Raw genomic sequence first — 20,682 nt, 5'->3', positions numbered from 1 at the left:
AGAGACGCCCCGGAGAAGGCGATCATCTCCCCCGCTGATCCTCCGACCCGGAGTCGTCACCTTCGTAGCGATCTGGCGCGTTTCACCTGTTGTGACGACGCCCTGACCTGCGGTTCAACCCGTCGAGGATCCAGATCGGCGAGCGGGCGGCTCAGCGGGGCAGCGCCGGGACGGACTCCGCGGGCCCGACGGCCGGCGGTGCCGCCTGGTCGTACCGGGTGGCCACGTACGACAGCGCGGTGAGCAGGCCGTCGCTGGTCATCTCCGCCGGCCGTCCCCCGGCCGCCCGGTCGACCCGGACCGGCATCCGGCCGGCCCGCGCCCACGCCAGCCGCCCCCGGGCGGTGATGTAGCCGCGCGCCTGGCCCGCGTTGTCCGGATGCAGGCAGTACGGAATGTCGAGGTGGCCGCGTTCGAAGGCCCGCACCAGGCCCACCCCGACGTCCGAACCGAGGTCCAGCACCGCCTCGATCAGCGCCCGCGCCTCGGCGTAGATCCCGGTGTCCTCGACGCCGGTCGTGGCCGGCGGCTCGGCGGCGGCGACCCGGGCCGCGTGCTCCAGCGCCGCCACGTTCTCCTCGATCGTCGGGATGCGGTGCGCCTCGGCCGGGGTCTTCACGATCAGCCGGGCCGCTCCCCCGCGTACGGCGAGCCGGGCGGCGGCGCCGAGCAGCCCGAGCGCCCCCTCGCTGGTACGCGGATACACCCCCATGTAGGTGTAGAGCACGATGTGGCTGTCCAGCTCGGGCAGCAGCTCGTCGACCAGCCGGCGCAGCGCGGCCAGCGCCTCCTCGTCCTGCTCCGGGCAGGTCTGCTGGGCGTAGCTCAACGACACGCTGCGCAGCCCGTGCTGCCGGAAGAACATCCCCTCCAGCACGGTCACCGCGACCAGCAGGCTGGGCGGGCAGAGCTGCCCGAGCAGGCAGCCGCCGAAGCTCTCCAGATGCGGCTCGACGCCGACGTCGCGCAGCCGGGTGTAGGCGGCGCAGCAGCGCGCCCAACTGTCGACCGCGTCGCGCAGCGGCACCCGGCTGTACGGCAGGCAGTACGACACGGGGCCGCCCTCGGTGGCGTCCACCCCGGTACGCAGCAGCGCGGCGAAGATCTCCTCGGGCAGCGCCGAACCGTGTCGTACCTGCACCGGCATGCCGTACCGCTGCGCGGCGGCGAGCACCCAGCGGGTCACCTCCACCGGATGCGCGACGATCGGATAGCCGTTCAGGGGTGACCCGTCGGCCAGCGCGCGTACCGCCGCCGCCTGGTCCCCGACCCGGGTGTAGCTGTCCAGCGTGACGGTGCCCGCGGTCGTCGCCCGGGCCCGGGCCACCGCGGTCAGCCCGGCCCGCATCGCGGCCGGGTCGCCGAAGCCCATCCGGGGCTGCACGACCAGCTCGCCCCGGGCCCGGGCGGCGGCGACGGCCGCGGCGAACGGTCCGCGCGGCACGCCGGCTCCCCCGGCGCTCACGCCGCCCGTCCGGCCACGGGAAGTTCGAGGCGGCCGAGGTACTCCAGGAACCGGTCCCGGTCGGCGCCGTCGTCGAAGACGGCGGTGTAGCCGGCCGCGAACAGCTCGTCGACCTGCGTACCGGTCAACCGGCCGGCGACGCCGAGCTTGCCGCCGATGACGATCGGCACGTCGGCCAGCGCCGGGTCGGCACGCAGCACGGCGGCCAGCCGCTTGCCGTCGGTGCAGCCGTGCCCGTTGACGCTGGAGACCACCACCAGGTCCGGGTCGTGTCGGTGGCACTCGGCGGCGAACAGCTCCTCCGGCACGCAGGCGCCGAGGTTGATCACCCGGTGCCCGGCCTCCTCCAGCAGCAGTTGCAGGTACACCAGATTCCAGGTGTGCGCGTCGGAGGAGACCGTGCCGAGCAGCACGGTACGGCCACCGCCGGCCGGGGCCGGGCGGGCCGGTGCCGGCACGGTCACCGGCGTACCCCGGCGGTGGCCAGGGCGTCGAGGAACCCGTCGAGGCGCTCCAGGCCCCAGAACCGGTGCCGGCCGGCCATGAAGTACGGCACGGCGAAGATGTCGTCGTCGTACGCGCTGGCGAGGGCCCGCACGGCCGCCTCGCGCAGGACCGGGTCGGCCACGGCGGCGTTCGCCGCGTCCGGGTCGATCCCCGCCTCGGCCGCGATGCCGGCCAGCACCACCGGGTCGCTGATGTTCTCGCCACGTTCCCAGCGGGCGCGCACCGCCGCCTGGTAGAACGGCCAGCCGCGCCCCTGCTGCTGGGCGTACAGCCAGGCCAGGTGCGGCACCGCCCAGTCGACGTCCATGTCCGCCGGCCACACCATCCGGTAGCCGAACCGCTCCACCAGCCGGTTGGTGTCGGCCAGCAGGTACTCGTGCTTGGCCCGGCTGATCGGCGTGTCCAGGAAGTCCGAGTTCGCCTCGGCCAGCGCGGCGCGCAGCCCGTCATCCGGTACCCAGTGCGGCACGAAGGTGATGGCGTCCGGCGCTTCCGGCCAGCGTTCCGTGAGCTGGCGTACGGCGAGCCAGCTGCGCGGGCTGCGGAACGAGAAGTAGAGCCGGGGCGGCTTACGCATTGTCGGGGGTCTCCTCGGGTTCAGGCGACGGTCGGTACGGGCACCGCGAGAAAGCGCCGGATCTCGGCGGTCACGGCGGCGGCCTGCTCCAGGTGGCAGAAGTGCCCGCCGTCGGACCTGGTGTGCACGGTCGCCACCGGCATCGCCCGGCGGAACGCGTCGGTGCGGGCGCCGGCGAGCGCGGCGTCGGTGGCACCACTGATCACCAGGGTCGGCACCGTGACGGTGTCGAGCGGCAGGTCGGTGGTGGTGATGAACTGGCGGAGCAGGGCGACGAAGCCGAGCGGGCCGACCCGGTCGAGGGCCTTGGCGACCATGGTGTCGGCCAGTTCCGGGTCCAGCGTGCGCCGCCGCTCGCCCAGCTTGAGCCGGATCCCCTCCCCGATCACCGCGCGGAACCGGGCGAGTTCCCGGTCGTAGAGCCGCCAGTCGACCGGGTCGTCGGGAGGTCGGAAGTACGGGGCGAGGAGCACCGCTGCCTCTGGTGTCGGGCGGTCCGCCTCGGCGAGGAGTTCCAGCAGCGCGTTCGCCCCGAACGAGTGGCCGACCAGCAGGGCGGGCGGCTCCGGGAGCAGCGCGAGGGCGTGCCGCAGCAGGGCCGCCGGGACGGTGCGGTGCACCCAGGCGTACGCGGCGCCGGCCCGCCAGGGCAGGTCGAGGGCGTACGGGGTGAAGGGGACGTCACCGCGCAGCGCGTCGACGAACGGCTGCCAGGTGTGCCAGGAGTCCTCCAGGCCGTGGACGAGCACCAGCGGCGGGCCGCTGCCCGGGCCACGGTGCACGGCGAGGGTTTCGCCGTCGCGCTCCACCTCGACGACGGGATACCAGGTCACGGCGTACCTCCGAGCCTCGCCCGCCGCGGGGTCGCCAGCTCGTGGCGGCTCCCCGCGGCGGGACCGGGGCGGTCATGTGTGGGTCAGTCCTGCCAGCCGGCGTACTGCTTGACGACGTCGTGGACGGCGCGCAGGTTCTCCATCTTGGGCAGCTCGGTCTGCGGGATCTCGATCTTGTACATCTTCTCCAGCCGGGCCAGGATCTCGATGGCCCGCAGCGAGTCCGCGTCGTGGTCGTCGACGAAGTGGCTGGTCTCGGTGATCTCCTCGGGCTCGACCTCGAGCACCTCGGCGACGACCTCGCGCAACTCGTTCATCCGGTTGCTCATGACCTGGGTCATCGTGCTGCTTCCCTTCTCTGGGTGTGGTTGCTGGCTCAGCCGGTAGGCCCGGCGGCCAGTTCGGTGTCCGGCCGGGCGACCGCGAGCATCGAGCCGACGACGGCGATCCGCCGCTCACCGACCCAGGTCTCGCCGCGCATGACCGCGCTGTTGGGCTTGAGCGACTCCACGACCACCTCGTGGCGCATGACGTCGCCCGGGTACGCGGCGCCGAGGAACTCGAAGTCCCGGGCCGCGCCGAACACGAGGGTGCCCTCCGTGGTCTCGCCGGTGGCCCGGGCGGAGAGCATCCACAGCACCGCCCCGGCCTGCCCGAGCGACTCCACGATCAGCGACGCCGGATAGGCGTACGCGGCCGTCGGCAGGCCGTCGGCGAGCCCGGCGAAGCACGGCTCGCTGCCGCTGACCGCCTTGATCGCCACGATGCGGCGGCCGGGCTCCACCTCGAGCACCCGGTCGACCTGGAGGATCGGGTGCCGGTGCGGCAGGATCGCGGTGAGGTCGGCGTACTCAAGCATCGGCCGACCCCGCCCCCACCCGCAGCTCCAGGGTGACCTTCGCGGTGGCCGCGCCGTCGCGGCGGCGGCAGTCGGCGACCGCCCGGACCCGCCCCGGGTCGTCCGGGTCGTCGCTCAGCCGGCAGGAGACGGTGAGCACGTCACCGGGGAGCAGCGGCGCCTTGAACCGCACCGACCGCACGGCGGCCACCGACACCCCGACGTCCGGGCCGCGCTCGGCCTCGACCGCCCGCCGGGCCGCCTGGAAGACCGACTCCAGCGTGAACACCCCCGGGTAGATGGGGAAGCCGGGGTAGTGCCCCTCCAGGTACGGGTCGGTGGCCACGATCCGCTTGGTCGCGGTGACCCCGTCCGTGCCGGGCTCCACCTCGTCGACCGCGTCCAGTGGCGCGGCGAAACTGCGGCTCATGGCCCTCCTCCTCTGGTCCGCTGGCGGTATTGCACCGGGGTCGGCTCGAGGCCGGCTCAGGGTCGGCTCGGGTCGTCAGAGCACGATCCCGCCGTCGACCTGCAACACCTGCCCGGTGATGTACGCGGCCCGGTCGGAGGCCAGGAAGGAGACCAGCTCCGCGACGTCGGTCGGCTGGCCGAGCCGGCGCAGCGGGACCATCCCGACGGCCTTCGCGCGGGCCTTCTCGGGCAGGGCGGCGGTCATGTCCGTCTCGATGAACCCGGGCGCCACCACGTTCACCCGGATCCCGTACGGGCCGAGTTCCTTGGCCAGCGAGCGGCTCATCGCGTTGATCCCGCCCTTGCTGGCCGAGTAGTTGGCCTGGGTGGCGTTGCCGTACACCCCGGCGACCGAGGACATGTTGATCACCGTGCCGCGCTTGCGCTTCATGAAGCCGAACACCACCGACCGGCAGAAGTTGTAGGTGCCGGTGAGGTTGGTGTCCACCACCGCCGCCCAGTCGGCGAACGGCATCAGCACCAGCGGCTTGTCCCGGACGATGCCGGCGCTGTTGACCAGCACCTCCACCGGGCCGAGGTCCGCCTCGGCGGCGGCGACGAACTCCGTCACCGCCTCCGGGTCGGCCACGTCGCAGGGGGCGTGGAAGCAGCGGACACCCCGCTGCTTGATCGCGTCGGCCGTCTCCGCCGCCGCCTCGCCACCGCTGCGGTAGCAGAACGCCACGTCGTACCCGTCGTCGGCCAGCCGCAGCGCCACCGCGCGGCCGATGCCGCGCGAGCCGCCGGTGACCAGCGCGGTGCGCTGCTCCATCCCGTCCTCCTAGCGGTCCGCGGCGGTGCCGTCGGCGGCCATCGCGGCGATCAGGCTCTTCGGGCGCATGTCGGTCCACTCGCGCTCGACGTGGTCGAGGCAGGCCTGCCGGCTGTCCTCGCCAAAGGCGGTCCGCCAGCCGTCGGGCACCGGCACGAACGACGGCCACAGCGAGTGCTGCCCCTCGTCGTTGACCAGCACCACGTACCGGCCCTCCTCGTTCTCGAACGGGTTGCTGCTCATCGCGGTTCTTCCTCTCGCTCGGAATCGGTGTCGATCGCGCGCAGGCGCTCGGCCAGTACCCGGCCGATGGCGGCCAGCGGTTCCGGCTGGGTCATGTCGTTGTGCTGGCAGTCGACGTCGTGCACCCGTACCGCGCCGGACAGGTGCGGCCGCCAGGCCGCCACCGGGTCCGTACCGGGCGCCCGGTCGCGGGTGGCGACGAAGAGCAGCGCGTCGAGGTCGACGTGCCCCGGCCGGTGCTCCCGGGCCAGCCGGGAGTTGTTGGCGAACACCTCGTACAGGGCGGTGACGTGCCGGGCCTCCAGCCGGCCGAGCACCCCCTCGTTGCGGCTGAGCAGCTCGGCGACCCGCTCCTCGTCGACCGGCTGGGCGTCGGCGGCGTCGGCCGGGTAGCCGGCCAGTTGCAGCATCCCGGCCAGGAACTCGGTCCGGTTCAGGATCGCCGGTTCGGCCCGCTCCGCCTCGGTCTTCGGGAACGAGTCCAGCAGCGCCAGCAGCGCCACCCGCTCGCCGTCGGCCCGCAGCCGGGCGGCGATCTCGTGGGCGATCAGCCCGCCGAACGACCAGCCCAGCAGGTGGTACGGGCCGGTCGGCTGGATCTCGCGGATCCGGGCCAGGTAGTCCTCGGCGATCCGCCCGACGTCGGCCGGCAGCTCCTCGCGTTCGGCCAGGCCCCGCGACTGGAGGCCGTAGATGGGCCGGTCGGTGAGGTGCCCCATCAGACCCGAGTACGACCAGCTGAAACCGCTGGCCGGGTGGACGCAGAACAGCGGCGGCCGGGCCCCGTGCCGGCGCAGCGGCAGCAGCACGTCGAACGCGCCCCGGCCGTCGTCGGCGGTGTCGAGCCGGTCGGCCAGCTCGGCCACCGTCGGCGCCTCGAACAGCGTCCGGATCGCCAGGTCCACCGCGAAGGTGGCGCGTACCCGGCTGATCAGGCGGGTGGCCAGCAGCGAGTGGCCGCCCAGGTCGAAGAAGCCGTCGTCGATGCCCACCTCGGGTACACCGAGCACCTCGGCGAAGAGGCCGCACAGCACCCGCTCCCGGTGGCTGCGCGGGGCGCGTCGCTCGGCGCCGGCCCCGGTGTCGGCGGCGTCCGGCACCGGCAGGGCACCCCGGTTCAGCTTGCCGTTCGGGGTCAGCGGCAGCTCGTCCAGGACCACCACGGCCGCCGGCACCATGTACTCCGGCATCGCCTCGGCCACGGCCGCGCGCAGCAGCGCCGGGTGCGGGGCCCGGCCGGGTGCCGGTACGACGTACCCGACCAGCCGCTGGTCGCCGGGGCGGTCCTCGCGGACGATCACCGCGCAGCGGGCCACGTCCTCGTGGCCGGCCAGCACCGCCTCGATCTCGCCCAGCTCGATCCGGAACCCGCGCAGCTTGACCTGGTCGTCGACCCGACGCAGGAACATCAGTTCCCCGGTGTCGGTCCACCGCACGATGTCGCCGGTGCGGTACATCCGGGTACCGGACGCGCCGAACGGGTCGGCGACGAACTTCCCGGCGGTCTGCCCCGGTCGGGACAGGTAGCCGCGGGCCAGGCCGCCACCGGCGACGTACAGCTCACCGGGCACGCCGGGCGGCACCGGCCGCAGCCGGGCGTCGAGCACGTACAGCCGGGTGTTGGCCAGCGGGCCGCCGATCGGCAGCGGACCGGGCGGGACCACGGCACCCGGCTCGATCCGGTACTCCGTGCAGTTGACGGTGGTCTCGGTCGGTCCGTACATGTTGTAGACCGCCACGCCCGGATGCTCGCGGCGCCACTCGTCGACCACCTCGCCGAGCAGCAGCTCCCCGCCGAGCAGCAGTTCGGCGGTCGGGGCGTAGTCGTCCGGCAGGGCGGCCAGCAGCGGCAGGTGGCTGGGGGTGGCCTTCAGGAAGGTGCAGGCGTGCCGGCGCAGCCGCTCCCGGGTGGCCGGGTCGTCGTCCAGGCCGGCCACGTGCACCGTGCCGCCCACGGTCAGCGGCACCCACATGCCGGTGACGCTCAGGTCGAACGACACCGACGAGTGCAGCAGCGCGCTGCCGCGTACGCCCCGGTAGTCGCCGCCGGCGAAGGTGAGGTAGTCGGTGAGCGAGCGGTGCTCGACCACCACGCCCTTCGGCCGGCCGGTGGAGCCGGAGGTGTAGATGACGTACGCCGGGTTGTTGAGCCGCGGCGCGACCCGGTCGGCGTCGGCGAGCGCCTCGGCGGGGAAGACGTCCGGGTCGCAGTCGTCCACCAGCAGTCGGGGCACCCCGTCCGCCGGCAGCTCGGCGACGGTGGCCGCGTCGGTGAGTAGCAGCGCCGGCGCGGTGTCGGCGAGCATGAAGGCGATCCGGTCGGCCGGGTAGCCCGGGTCGACCGGCACGTACGCGCCGCCGGCCTTGAGCACCGCCAGCAGCCAGCAGACCAGCCGGGCCGAGCGGGGCAGCGCCACCGCGACGAACCGCTCCGGGCCGACGCCGCGCTCGACGAGCAGCCGGGCCAGCCGGTTGGTGTACGCGTCCAGTTCGGCGTAGGTCAGCTCGGTGTCCGCGTCGACCAGGGCCGGCGCGTCCGGGGTACGGGCGACCTGCGCGGCGAACAGCTCCGGCAGGGTGGCCGCCGGCACCGGGGCGGCGGTGTCGTTCCAGGTCACCAGCACCTGCTCGCGTTCCGCCCCGGTGAGCAGGTCGACCGCGCCGATCGCCTGGTCCGGGTCGGCGGCGAGAGCGGCGAGCACGGTGAGCAGCCGGTCGGCGATCCGTTCGACGGTGTGGTGGTCGAACAGGTCGGCGCTGTACTCGATCCGGCCGGCCAGCCCGGCCGGGGCGCCCGCGTCGTCCTGCCGCTCGGCGAGGCTGACGTTCAGGTCGAACTTGGCCCCGCCGGTGCCCGCCGGCAGCCCGGACACGGTCAGGCCGGGCAACTCCACGTCGAGACGGGCGTGGTTGTGCACCGCCAGCACGACCTGGAACAGCGGGTGCCGGGCCACCGACCGGGTCGGGTTGAGCACCTCGACCAGCCGCTCGAACGGCACGTCCGCGTGGGCGTACGCGGCCAGGTCGGTGGCGCGGACCCGGTCCAGCAGCTCGCCGAAGGTCGGGTCGCCGGCGGTGTCGGTGCGCAGCACCAGCGTGTTGACGAAGAATCCGATCAGGCCGTCGACGGCCTCGTCGACCCGGCCGGCGATCGGCGTGCCCAGCGGGATGTCCTCGCCGGCGCCGAGCCGGGTGAGCAGGGCGCCCAGGGCGGCCTGGGCCACCATGAACAGGCTCGCCTGCCGCTCGCGGGCCAGGCCGGCCAGCCGGGCGTGCAGGTCGGCCGGCACCTCGAAGGTCACGCTGCCGCCGCGCCGGCTGGACACCGCCGGGCGGGGCCGGTCGACCGGCAGCTCCAGCTGCTCGGGCAGCCCGGCGAGGGTCTGCGCCCAGTAGCCGGTCTGCCGGCTGACCAGGCTGCCCGGGTCGGCCTCGTCGCCGAGCACCGCGCGCTGCCAGAGCGCGAAGTCGGCGTACTGGACCGGCAGCGCGGGCAGGTCCGGCGCCCGGCCGGCCCGCCGGGCTGTGTACGCGGCGGCCAGGTCGGCCGAGAGCGGCCCGGCCGACTGCCCGTCGCTGGCGATGTGGTGCATGAGCAGCAGTAGGACGTGCTCGTCGGCGGCGAGGCGGAACAGGTCGGCGCGCAGCGGCGGCTCGCCGGCCAGGTCGAACCGGTGCCCGATCACGGCGGCCAGCGCGGCCGGCAGCTCCGCCTCGGTGACGTCGTGCTCGGCCAGCGCCGGCGCGGCCGCCGCCGGGTCGAGGACCCGCTGGTACGGCTCGCCGTCGACCTCGACGAAGACGGTACGCAGCGTCTCGTGCCGGGCCGTCACGTCGGCCAGCGCGGCGCGCAGCGCGGCCCGGTCCACCTCGCCGGTGAGCCGAAGCGCCAGCGGCACGTTGTAGCTGACGTCGGAGTCGTCGAAGCGGTTGAGGAACCACAGTCGACGCTGGGCGTACGACACCGGCACCAGCTCGGGGCGCGGGCCGGGGCGCAGCGGCGGGCGGGCCTCCCCGCCGGCCAACAGCCGCGCGGCGAGGCCGGCCACGGTCGGGGTCTCGAAGACCGCCCGGATCGGCAGCTCCACGCCGAAGACCGCGCGGATCCGGTTGACGATCCGGGTGGCCAGCAGCGAGTGGCCGCCGAGGGCGAAGAAGTCGTCGTCCACGCCGACCCGCTCGACGCCGAGCACCTCGGCGAAGACGCCGCGGAGCAGTTCCTCCTGCGGGGTACGGGCGGCCCGACCGCCGCCGGAGCCGAAGTCCACCGCGGGCAGCGCCTTGCGGTCGACCTTGCCGTTGGCGCTCAGCGGCAGCGCGTCCAGCCGGACCACCACCGACGGCACCATGGCGTCCGGCAGCCGGGCGGCGACGTGGTCGCGTACCGCCTCCGGGTCGGTGTCGCCGACGACGTACCCGACGAGCCGGTTGGTGCCGGCCGGGTCGGTGTTCACCGCCACCGCGGCGGCGGTCACCCCGGACGCCGCGCGCAGCGCCGCCTCGACCTCGCCCAGTTCGATCCGCTGGCCGCGGATCTTGACCTGGTCGTCGTTGCGGCCGAGGAACTCCAGTTGCCCGTCGGGGCGGTACCGGACCCGGTCGCCGGTGCGGTAGAGGCGCGCGCCGGGCCGGTCGGCGAACGGGTCGGCGACGAAGACCGTGGCGGTGCGGCGCGGGTCGCCCAGGTAGCCGAAGCCGACCCCGACCCCGCCGACACACAGCTCCCCCGGCACCCCGGGCGGCACCGGTTGCAGGTTGGCGTCGAGGACGTACAGCTGGGTGTTGCGGATGGCCCGGCCGATCGGCACCCGGTCCGCGTCGGCGTCGGCCGGGGTGGCGATGACCGCGTGCGTGACGTCGTCGGAGCACTCGGTCGGACCGTACGCGTTCATCAGCGGGATCTGCGGGAACCGGGCCAGCCAGCGGTGGCACAGCTGCGGCGGCAGCGCCTCGCCGGTGACCATGAGCCAGCGCAGCGTCGCCAGCTCGGGCAGCGGGGCGCCGGCGTCCCAGGCGTCCAGCGCGGTACGCAGCAGCGACGGCACCACCTCGAGGATGGTCACCCCGTGCCGGTCCACCCGGCCGAACAGGGCACCCGGGTCCAGCGCGGTGTCGTCGTCGACCACGTCGACGCTGCCGCCGGTGACCAGCGAGGAGAGCATCTGCCAGACCGAGACGTCGAAGGTGAGCGCCGCGTTCTGCACCACCACGTCGGCGTCGGTGAGGTCCAGGTCCTCCACCTTGGCCAGCAGGTGGTTGAGCATCCCCCGCCGGTGCACCATCGCGCCCTTGGGCCGGCCGGTGGAGCCGGAGGTGAAGATGACGTACGCCAGGTCGGCCAGGCCGGCGGCCAGCGGGGCGGAACCGGCCGGCGGGCCGGCCTGGGCCAGCGGCAGCACGGTGACCGGCACCCCGGCGGCGGCGACCACCTCGGCGGCCAGCGCCTCGTGGGCCCGGTCGACCAGCAGCCAGCGGGTGCCGCTGTCGACCAGCAGGTCGGCGTTGCGGGCCACCGGCGAGCGCGGGTCCAGCGGCAGGTAGGCGCCGTCGGCGGTGAGCGCGGCCAGCACCCCGGTGATCGCGTCGGCGCCCCGGTCGGTCAGCAGCGCGGCCAGCGAACCGCGCCCGAACCCGGCGGCCCGCAGCCGGGCGGCCAACTCGTCGGCCCGGGCGAGCAGCCCGGCGTAGGTGAGCGTCTCCCGGGGGTCGGTCACCGCGACCGCGTCGGGCCGCCCGGCGGCCACCGCGCGGATCAGGGTGACCGGGTCGTCGTCCGGCAGCGGTCGGCCGGTGTCGTTCCAGTCGTGCAGCAGCCGCCGCCGTTCGGCCGGGCCGACCACGTCGACGGCACCGATCGGGGCGTCCGGGGTGGCCACGGCGGCCTCCAGCATCCGGACGAATCCGGCGAGGATCCGCTCGGCGGTGCTCTCGTCGAACAGGTCCCGGCTGTAGTCCAGCCGGCCGTCGATTCCGCCGCCGGCCGCCGGACGTTCGGTGAGGTCGATCGACAGGTCGAACTGGGCCGCGTGCGCCCCGACGTTGTCCACGGCGACCCGCAGGCCCGGCAGGTCCAGATCCACCGTGGCGTTGTTCTGCAACACCAGCATGACCTGGAACAGCGGGTTGCGGGCCATCGACCGGGGCGGGTTGAGCACCTCGACCAGCCGCTCGAACGGGGTGTCCTGGTGCGAGTACGCGGTCAGGTCGGCCTCGCGGACCCGGTCCAGCAGCTGCCGGAAGGTGGGGTTGCCGGCGGTGTCGGTACGCAGCACCAGCGTGTTGACGAACATGCCGACCAGGTCGTCGAGCGCGTCGTCGGTACGGCCGGCGATCGGGCTGCCGATCGGCACGTCGGTGCCGGCGCCGAGCCGGGTGAGCAGGGCGGCCAGGGCCGCCTGGCACACCATGAACAGGCTGGCCCCGGTGGCGTGCACCAGCGCGTTGAGCCGCTCGTGCAGGGCCGGCTCGATGACGAAGTTCAGCATCCCGCCCTGGTGGCTGGCGACCGGCGGGCGGGGCCGGTCGGCCGGCAGGGTCAGCTCGTCCGGCGCGCCGGCCAGCGCGTCCCGCCAGAACCGCACCTGCTGCGCGATCTCGCTGTCCGGGTCGGACTCGTCGCCGAGCACCTCGCGTTGCCACAGGGCGTAGTCGGCGTACTGGACGGGCAGCGGGGTGAACTCCGGGGCCCGCCCGGCGACCCGGGCGGCGTACGCGGCGGTGAAGTCGCGGCCCAGCGGGGCCATCGACCAGCCGTCACCGGCGATGTGGTGCAGCACCAGCAGCAGGAGGTACTCGCCGGCCGGCTGGTCGTCGCCGCCGAGAGCGAACAGCCGGGCCCGCAGCGGCGGGTCGACGGCCAGGTCGAACCCGCGCCGGGTCTCGGCGAGCATCAGCTCCCGGACCTCGGCCGGGTCGGCGGCCGCCACGGTGATCTCCGGGCAGGCCGCCTCGGCGGTCAGGATCACCTGGTACGGGTCGCCGTCGGCGTCCGGGTAGACGGTACGCAGGCTCTCGTGCCGCCCGATCACGTCGCGCAGCGCGGCCCGCAGCGCGGCCACATCCAGCTCGCCGGTCAGCCGCAGCAGGATCGGGATCTTGTACGGCGAGTCGGCGCCGGAGAGCCGGTTGATGAACCAGAGCCGGTTCTGCGCGTACGACAGCGGGATCCGCTCCGGGCGGGGCATCGGCTCCAGCGCCCGCCGGGCCTGCCGGGCACCGCCGAGCCGGGCGGCGAGCCCCGACACGGTCGGCGACTCGAACAGGTCCCGGATGGCCAGTTCCACGTTCAACGCGGTGCGGATCCGGCTGACCAGGCGGGTGGCCAGCAGGGAGTGGCCGCCGAGGGCGAAGAAGCTGTCCTCGATGCCGACCTCGGGCAGGCCGAGCACGTCGGCGAAGAGCGCGCAGAGCGCCTCCTCGGTCGGGGTGCGCGGCGCCCGGCGGGTGGAGCCGGCCGCGTAGTCGGGGGCCGGCAGGGCGCGCCGGTCGACCTTGCCGTTGCCGGTCAGCGGCAGGGTGTCCAGCACCACCACCGCGGCCGGGACCATGTACTCCGGCAGCACCTCGGCGGCGTACCCGCGCAGCGCGGCCGGGTCGGGCGCCGCCGCGTCGGCGGCCGGTACGACGTACGCGACCAGCCGCTTGTCGCCGGGCCGGTCCTCGCGGACCACCACGGCGACCTGGCCCAGTCCGGGGTCGCGGGCCAGCACCGCCTCGATCTCGCCGAGTTCGATGCGGAACCCGCGGATCTTCACCTGCTCGTCGGCGCGGCCGACGAACTCCAGGGTGCCGTCGGGCCGCCAGCGCACCACGTCGCCGGTGCGGTACATCCGACCGCCGTCGGTGCCGGTGGTCCCGGTGCCGGCGGCGCCGGCGCTGCCGAACGGGTCCGCCACGAACCGCTCCGCGGTCAGCCGGGGCCGGTTCAGGTAGCCGCGGGACAGCCCGGCGCCGGCGATGTACAGCTCACCGGCCACCCCGGGCGGGGTGGGACGCAGGTAGTCGTCCAGCACGTACAGCCGCATGTTGTCCAGCGGCCGGCCGATCGGCACCGAGTCGGGCACCTCGGCCACGGCGTGCATCAGGTGGTGCGAGGCGAACGTGGTGGTCTCGGTCGGGCCGTAGCCGTCGCCGACCACGAGGTCCGGGCAGGCGGCCAGCACCCGGCGCACCATCGGCGCGGGCACCACGTCGCCGCCGGTCCAGACCTCCCGGACCCGGGCGAACGCCTCCGGGGTCTCCTCGGCCAGCAGCCGGAACAGGCCGGCGGTCAGCCAGAGCGCGGTGACCCCGCCGCCGGTGAGGACGGCCCGCAGGTCGTCCATGCTCAGCTCGCCGGCCGGCGCGACGACGAGTTCGCCGCCGTTCAGCAGCGGCACCCACAGCTCGTACGTGGAGGCGTCGAAGGCCAGCGGCGAGTGCAGCAGCACCCGACGCTGCCGGTCGGTACGCCAGGCCCGGTCGGCGGCGAGGCTGAGCACGTCGTAGTGGGTGACCATGACGCCCTTGGGGGTGCCGGTCGACCCGGAGGTGTACATGACGTAGGCGAGCTGCCGGGGGTGGGCGGGCCGGGCCGGGTCGACGTCCGGCCGGGCGGCGATCGCGGCGGCGTCGTCGCCGTCGACCGTCACCGCCGTCATCCCGTGGTCGAACCGCAGGCCGGCCATGGCCCGGTCGGTGAGCAGCACCGAGCTGGCGGTGTCGGCGGCGATGTGGGTCAACCGGTGGGCCGGGTAACGCGGGTCCAGCGGCACGTACGCGGCACCGGCCTTGAGGATCGCCAGCACCGACACCACCTGGTCGACCGAGCGTTCCTGGAGCAGGGCGACCCGGTCCTCGACGGCGACGCCGAGCGCCACCAGGTGCTGGGCCAGCCGGTTGGCCCGGGCGTCGAGTTCCCGGTAGGTCAGCGTCGTGCCGTCGGCGGCGCGTACGGCGACCTGGTCGGGGGTGCGGGCGGCCTGCGCGGCGAACCGGGCGGCCACCCCGCCGGCCAGGGTCGGCTCGGGCTGGGCGGTGGCGTTCCAGTCGGCCAGCACCAGCCGACGTTCGGCCTCGTCGAGGACGTCCAGCCGCCCGACCGGGGTGTCCAGGTCGGCGGCGACGCCGCCGAGCAGCCGCAGCAGCCGGTCGGCGAGGCGCCGGGCCGCCTCGGCCGGGAAGAGGTCGACGCGGTGGTCCAGTTGCAGCCGCAGCCGCTCGCCGGGGATCGCGGTGACGGTGAGCGGGTAGTGGGTGGCGTCCCGCCCGGACACCCCGGTCAGCCGCAGGCCGCTGCCGGGCAGGCTGAGCAGCTTCGGGTCGAGGGGGTAGTTCTCGAACACCACCAGGGTGTCGAAGAGGTCGCCGTGCCCGGCCAGCCGCCGTACCTCGGTCAGCGGCAGGTGCTGGTGGGCCATCAGCGCGGACTGCTGGTCCTGCAGGCGCAGCAGCAGTCGGGCGATCGGCTCGGCCGGGTCCAGGCGCAGCCGTACCGGCAGGGTGTTGATGAACAACCCGACCATGGTCTCCACCCCGGCCAGCTCCGGCGGGCGGCCGGAGACCGTACCGCCGAAGACGACGTCACCGCGACCGGTCAGCGCGCCGAGCAGCACGCCCCAGGCGCCCTGCAGGATGGTGTTGAGGGTGACGCCGTACCGGCGGGCCTGCGCCTGGAGGGCGGCGGTCAGCTCGGCCGGCAGGTCGACGGTGATCCGGTCGGGCAGTTCCGGGGCCCGGCCCGGGTCGGCCGGGGCGAGCAGGGTCGGCTCGGCCAGGCCGGCGAGGGCGTCGGCCCAGGCCCGCTCGGCGGTCGCCCGGTCCTGGGCGCCGAGCCAGGCCAGGTAGTCGCGGTAGGGCGCCACCCGGGGCAGCTGCCGGTCGTCGCCGTCCGCGGCGTACAGGGCGAGCAGCTCCCGCATCAGCGTCGGCACCGACCAGCCGTCGAGCAGGATGTGGTGGTTGGTGAGCACCAGCCGGTACGCGGTGTCGCCCAGTCGCAGCAGGGTGAACCGCAGCAGCGGCGGGCGGCTGAGGTCGAAGCCCTCGGCCCGGTCGGCGGCGAGCAGCTCGCGAACCCGGTCGGCCTGCCCGTCGCCGGCCAGCTCCCGCAGGTCGTGTTCCCGCCAGCCGGCACGGATCCCGTCCACCACCACCTGCACCGACTCGCCGGAGGAACGCTGGCGGAACGCGGCCCGCAGGTTGGCGTGCCGGGCCAGCAGGGCGTCGGCGGCGTCGCGCAGGCCCACCGCGTCCAGCTCACCGGCCAGGTCGAAACAGAGCTGCACGGTGTAGACGTCGCGGTCCGGGCCGTCGTACAGGGCGTGGAACAGCAGCCCCTCCTGCAAGGCGGAGAGCGGCAGCAGGTCGCTCGCGGCCGGCTGGGCGGCCTCGATCGCCTCGATCTCCTCCTGCGACAGGGCCAGCAGCAGGTCGGACGGGGTGTGCCCACCGGCGCCGGGGGCGGCGGCGTGCTCCACCAGGGCGTCCAGCGCGGCCAACCAGTCGTCGGCCAGCTCGCGTACCTCGGCCTCGCCGAGCAGGCTCTGCGGCCAGGAGAACGTCGCCGACAGCCGGGGGCCGTCGGCGTGGTCCCGGGTGACCGCGTTGACCTCGACGGCGTGCGGCACCGGCAGCGCGCCGTCCGCTCCGCCCCCGAGGGCCTGGGTGTCGGCGGCGACCGCCCAGTCGGTGTCCCCGCCGTCGGCGGTGGCGAACCGGCCGAGGTAGTTGAAGCCGATCTGCGCGGCCGGCAGGTCGGCCAGCCGGCGGGCGGTGTCGGCGTTGAGGTGCCGCAGCAGGCCGTACCCGATGCCGTTGTCCGGCACCGCGCGCAGCTGCTCCTTGACCCGCTTGACCGCGCGGCCGGCGGCGGCGCCGCCGGCGAACGCCTCGGCCAGGTCGAGCCGGCCGAGGTCGAGCCGGACCGGATACATGGTGGTGAACCAGCCGACGGTGCGGGACAGGTCCAGGCCGGCCGCGAGTTCCTCCCGGCCGTGCCCCTCCAGGTCGACGAGCAGACCGGCCGCGTCCGGCTCGCCGCGCCGGTGCCGCCACCGGCCGACCGCGAGGGCGAGCGCGGTGAGCAGCACGTCGTTGACCCGGCCGTGGAAGGCCGCCGGCACCCGGGTCAGCAGCGGCGCGGTGCGCTCCGCGGGCAGGGTGACGGTCAGCAGCCGGCCGGTGTCCACGGTGTCCCGGGACGGGTCGAGCGGCCGCCCGGCGAGCGGGGTCTCGGCCGCGCCGAGCCGGTCCAGCCAACCGTCCAGTTCGGCGGTCCGCTCCGGACGCGCGGCCTCGGCGACCAGTTGTTCCGCGAAGCGGCGCAGCGACGTCCGCACGGGTTCCAGTTCAGGGGTACGCCCAGCGGCGACCGCCTGCGCGGCGGCGGCCAGGTCGGGCAGCAGGATCCGCCACGACACCCCGTCGACGACCAGGTGGTGCAGGGCCAGCAGGAGCCGGCCGGGGCGGTCGGGGCCGGCGTCGAACCACATCGCCCGCAGGACCCGCCCGGCGCCCGGGGCCAGCCGGGCCTGCACGCCCTTGGCCTGCTCCTCGATCAGCGCCCGCAGCTCGTCGGCGTCCAGGCCGGCCGCGTCGACCCGGGTCACCAACTCGGCGGCGGCCACGCTGCCCCGCGCGCCGATCACCTGCCGCCAGCCGCCCGGCTCGTCGCGGACCAGCCGCAGCCGCAGCGCGTCGTGGTGGTCGACCAGCGCCTGCACGGCCGCGACCAGATGCTCCGACCGCAGCCCGGCCGGGCTGTTGACCAGCATCGACTGGTGGAAGCCGTCGATCGGGCCGCCCCGCTCGCGCAGCCAGTGCACGATCGGGGCCAGCGGCACCTCACCCGTACCGTCCTCGACGGGTGCCGGCGCGGCGTCGTCCGCCGCCGCGGCGGTGGCGAGGGCGGCCACGGTGCGGTGCACGAAGACGTCCCGGGGGCTGAACGACAGCCCCGCCTTGCGGGCCCGGCTGACCAGTTGGATCGACACGATGCTGTCGCCGCCGAGGTCGAAGAAGCTCTCGTCGACGCCCACCGCGTCCAACCCGAGCACCTCGGCGAAGAGCCCGGCGAGCAGCGCCTCGCGCTCGTTGGCCGGGGCCCGGCCACCACCCGCGCCGGTGAATCCGGGGGCCGGCAACGCCCGCCGGTCCAGCTTCCCGCTCGGGGTCAGCGGCAGCGCCCGCAGGCCGACGACGGCCGCCGGCACCATGTACTCGGGCAGGCTCGCGCCGACGTGCGCCCGCAGCGCGGCCGGGTCGACCAGCGCGCCGGCGACCGGCACCACGTACCCGACCAGGCGCTTCACGCCCGGCTGGTCCTCCCGCGCGATGACCGCGACCTGCGCGACGGCCGGGTGGCGGGACAGCACCGACTCGATCTCGCCCGGCTCGACCCGGAAGCCACGGATCTTCACCTGGGCGTCGGCCCGGCCGACGAACTCCAGCGTCCCGTCGGCGCGCCAGCGCACCAGGTCGCCGGTGCGGTACATCCGCCCGCCGGGCTCGGCGCCGTACGGGTCCGCCACGAACCGCTCGGCGGTCAGCGCCGGCCGGTCCAGGTAGCCGCGGGCCAGCCCGGTCCCGGCGATGTACAGCTCACCCGGCACACCGGGCGGCACCGGGCGCAGGAACCGGTCGAGGACGTACGCCCGGGCACCCACGACCGGGCCGCCGATCGGCGGGGCCCCGGCACCGGGCACCAGCGGCGCGCTGAGCGTCGCGGCGACGGTGATCTCGGTCGGCCCGTACGCGTTGACCATGCGCCGGCCCGGCGCGAACCGGGCGACGAGGTCCTCGCCGCAGGCGTCGCCGCCGACGACCAGGGTGCGCAGCACCGGCGGCGCCACGTCGGGCAGGCCGGCGAGCGCGGCCGGCGGGATGAGCGCGTGGGTCACCTGCTGGCCGATCAGCACGGCGGCCAGGTCGTCGCCCACCAGCGGCCCGGACGGCGGTACGACCAGCGCCGCCCCGGCGCCGAAGGCGGCGCAGAGTTCCAGCACCGACGCGTCGAAGCTGGGCGAGGAGAACTGGAGCACCCGGCTGGTGGCGTCGACGTCGAAGCCGGTCACGATCGCGGCGGTGAAGCCGGGCAGCCCGGCGTGGGTGACCAGCACGCCCTTCGGCCGGCCGGTCGAACCGGAGGTGTAGATGAGGTACGCGGGGTGCTCGGGCCGCAACGGGGCGGCGCGTTCGGCGTCGGTGACCGGGCCGGCGGGCCGGGCCGACCAGGCGGCCACGGTGGACGGCTCGTCGAGCGGCAGCCGGGGCACGTCGACGTCGGGCAGCTCGATCCCGGTCAGGGTGGCCACCAGCACCGGCCGGGCGTCGGTGAGCATGAACGCGATCCGGTCCGCCGGGTAGTCCGGGTCGACCGGCAGCCAGGCGCCGCCGGCCTTGCTGACCGCGAGCGCGGCGGTGACCAGTTCCGGGCTGCGCGGCAGGGCGAGGGCGACCACCCGCTCGGGGCCGACGCCGTGCTCGATGAGCAGCCGGGCCAGCCGGTCGGCGGCCTCGTCCACCTCGGCGTACGACATGGTGTCGTCTTCGCCGATCAGGGCCGGGGCCTGCGGTCGGGCCGCGACCTGGGCGGCGAACAGCTCGGGGAAGGTACGCGCCGGCACGGCCGGCGGCCCGGCGGCCCAGGTGCCGAGGACGGTCGCGCGCTCGGCGTCGTCGAGCGCGTCGAGTGTGCCGACCGGGGTCTGCGGCGCGTCGACGACGGCGGTGAGCAGGCGGACCAGGCGGTCGGCGACACGCCGGGCGGCCGCTCCGTCCAGCAGGTCCGGCCGGTGGTCCAGCCGCAGGGTGAGCCGCTCACCCGGCAGCACGGCCAGGGTCAGCGGGTAGTGGGTGGCGTCGTGGCCGGCGACGGCGGTAACCCGCAGCCCGGTGCCGGGCAGGTCCAGCGCGGCCGGGTCGAGGGGGTAGTTCTCGAACACGGTCAGCGTGTCGAACAGGTCGCCGTCGCCGGTGCCGGCCAGCCGGCGGATCTCGGCGAGGCCGACGTGCTGGTGCGCCATCAGCGCCGACTGCTCGTCCTGCACCCGGGCCAGCAGCGCGGCCAGGGGCTCGGCCGGGTCGAGCCGGATCCGCACCGGCACGGTGTTGATGAACAGCCCGAGCATCGACTCGACACCGGGCAGCTCCGGCGGCCGGCCGGCGACGGTGGCGCCGAAGACCAGGTCGTCGTCGCCGGTGAGCGTGCCGAGCAGCAGCGCCCAGGCACCCTGGACGACGGTGTTGAGGGTGACGCCGAGCCGGCGGGCGGCGGCGGTGAGCCCGGCGGTGAGGTCGGCGGGCAGGGGCACGGTGAGCTGTTCGGGTGCGGCCGGGGGCCGCGCCGGGTCGGCCGGTACGAGCAGGGTCGGCCCGGCCAGCCCGCGCAGCGCGTCCCGCCAGGCCCGCTCGGCGGCGGCCCGGTCCTGCCGGTCGAGCCAGCCGAGGTAGTCGCGGTACGGGGTGACCGGTGGCAGCGTACGGTCCTGCCCGCCGGCGGCGTAGTGCGCGAACAGCTCCTTCGCCAGCAGCGGCATCGACCAGCCGTCGAGCAGCACGTGGTGGTTGGTGAGCACCAGCTTCGCCCGCTCCGGCCCGGTCCGGATCAGCGCGGCGCGCAGCAGCGGCGGGCGGGCCAGGTCGAACCCGGCGGTGCGGTCGGCGGCGAGCAGCCGGGCCACCTCGTCGTCGCGGTCCACCGTGTCGTGGCCGGTCAGGTCGTGCTCCTGCCACGCCGGGGCGACCTCGCGGGGCACCACCGCGACCGACTCCCCGGTCTTGCGCTGCCGGATGCCGACCCGCAGGTTGGCGTGCCGGGCCAGGATCGCGCCGAGGGCGCGGCGCATCCGGTCGCCGTCGACCGGGCCGGTCAGGTCCAACGCGAACTGCACGGTGTAGAGGTCCGACGCCGAGCCGTCGTACAGCGCGTGGAACAGCAACCCCTGCTGCAACGGTGACAGCGGCAGGATGTCCTCGACGCGTGACTGCTTCACCATT

The 20,682-nt window shown here is 75.1% G+C and carries 10 protein-coding genes; all 10 read right to left on the bottom strand.

Annotated elements, in window-relative coordinates; all coding sequences use genetic code 11:
- Positions 1-151 precede the first annotated feature (151 nt).
- Positions 152-1,444 carry a methylaspartate mutase gene (locus GA0070621_RS05835; protein ID WP_197673946.1) on the bottom strand — a complete coding sequence of 431 codons (1,293 nt, stop codon included), beginning with the start codon at positions 1,442-1,444 and terminating at the stop codon, positions 152-154.
- Positions 1,445-1,461: 17 nt separating this feature from the next.
- Complete coding sequence (locus tag GA0070621_RS05830) at positions 1,462-1,929, bottom strand: cobalamin B12-binding domain-containing protein (protein ID WP_167666639.1); 468 nt, start codon at positions 1,927-1,929, stop codon at positions 1,462-1,464.
- Positions 1,926-2,549, bottom strand: coding sequence for a 2-hydroxychromene-2-carboxylate isomerase (locus GA0070621_RS05825; protein WP_091192169.1), 624 nt, complete (start codon positions 2,547-2,549; stop codon positions 1,926-1,928). Before GA0070621_RS05825 ends, GA0070621_RS05830 begins: the two co-directional genes overlap by 4 nt.
- 20 nt (positions 2,550-2,569) lie before the next feature.
- Positions 2,570-3,382 carry an alpha/beta fold hydrolase gene (locus GA0070621_RS05820; RefSeq protein ID WP_091192168.1) on the bottom strand — a complete coding sequence of 271 codons (813 nt, stop codon included), beginning with the start codon at positions 3,380-3,382 and terminating at the stop codon, positions 2,570-2,572.
- An 83-nt stretch (positions 3,383-3,465) separates the two neighbouring features.
- The gene (locus tag GA0070621_RS05815) at positions 3,466-3,723 is read right to left on the bottom strand and encodes an acyl carrier protein (protein WP_167666638.1); all 258 of its coding nucleotides are present in this window, start codon (positions 3,721-3,723) and stop codon (positions 3,466-3,468) included.
- 35 nt (positions 3,724-3,758) lie between these two features.
- The gene (locus GA0070621_RS05810) at positions 3,759-4,241 is read right to left on the bottom strand and encodes a 3-hydroxyacyl-ACP dehydratase FabZ family protein (protein ID WP_091192165.1); all 483 of its coding nucleotides are present in this window, start codon (positions 4,239-4,241) and stop codon (positions 3,759-3,761) included.
- Positions 4,234-4,650, bottom strand: coding sequence for a 3-hydroxyacyl-ACP dehydratase FabZ family protein (locus GA0070621_RS05805; protein WP_091192163.1), 417 nt, complete (start codon positions 4,648-4,650; stop codon positions 4,234-4,236). Before GA0070621_RS05805 ends, GA0070621_RS05810 begins: the two co-directional genes overlap by 8 nt.
- Before the next feature lie 75 nt (positions 4,651-4,725).
- A complete protein-coding gene (fabG, locus tag GA0070621_RS05800) occupies positions 4,726-5,463 on the bottom strand; it encodes a 3-oxoacyl-[acyl-carrier-protein] reductase (protein WP_091192162.1) in 738 nt (245 codons plus the stop codon).
- A 9-nt stretch (positions 5,464-5,472) separates the two neighbouring features.
- Positions 5,473-5,706: an MbtH family protein gene (locus GA0070621_RS05795; protein WP_091192160.1), complete on the bottom strand. Its 234-nt coding sequence runs from the start codon at positions 5,704-5,706 to the stop codon at positions 5,473-5,475.
- Positions 5,703-20,681, bottom strand: coding sequence for a non-ribosomal peptide synthetase (locus tag GA0070621_RS05790; protein WP_091192158.1), 14,979 nt, complete (start codon positions 20,679-20,681; stop codon positions 5,703-5,705). The genes GA0070621_RS05795 and GA0070621_RS05790 overlap by 4 nt, the downstream gene beginning before the upstream one ends.
- Between the last annotated feature and the right edge of the window lies 1 nt (position 20,682).

Source organism: Micromonospora narathiwatensis (assembly GCF_900089605.1).
Lineage (GTDB): Bacteria > Actinomycetota > Actinomycetes > Mycobacteriales > Micromonosporaceae > Micromonospora > Micromonospora narathiwatensis.
This window is presented reverse-complemented; position numbering and strand designations above follow the sequence as displayed.

What these genes read in the sequence shown, in the direction of transcription:
- GA0070621_RS05825 (WP_091192169.1), bottom strand. Translation starts at nt 2,549, where the DNA reads ATGCGTAAGCCGCCCCGGCTCTACTTCTCGTTCCGCAGCCCGCGCAGC.
- GA0070621_RS05815 (WP_167666638.1), bottom strand. Translation starts at nt 3,723, where the DNA reads ATGACCCAGGTCATGAGCAACCGGATGAACGAGTTGCGCGAGGTCGTC.
- GA0070621_RS05810 (WP_091192165.1), bottom strand. Translation starts at nt 4,241, where the DNA reads ATGCTTGAGTACGCCGACCTCACCGCGATCCTGCCGCACCGGCACCCG.
- GA0070621_RS05805 (WP_091192163.1), bottom strand. Translation starts at nt 4,650, where the DNA reads ATGAGCCGCAGTTTCGCCGCGCCACTGGACGCGGTCGACGAGGTGGAG.
- fabG (WP_091192162.1), bottom strand. Translation starts at nt 5,463, where the DNA reads ATGGAGCAGCGCACCGCGCTGGTCACCGGCGGCTCGCGCGGCATCGGC.
- GA0070621_RS05795 (WP_091192160.1), bottom strand. Translation starts at nt 5,706, where the DNA reads ATGAGCAGCAACCCGTTCGAGAACGAGGAGGGCCGGTACGTGGTGCTG.
- GA0070621_RS05790 (WP_091192158.1), bottom strand. Translation starts at nt 20,681, where the DNA reads ATGGTGAAGCAGTCACGCGTCGAGGACATCCTGCCGCTGTCACCGTTG.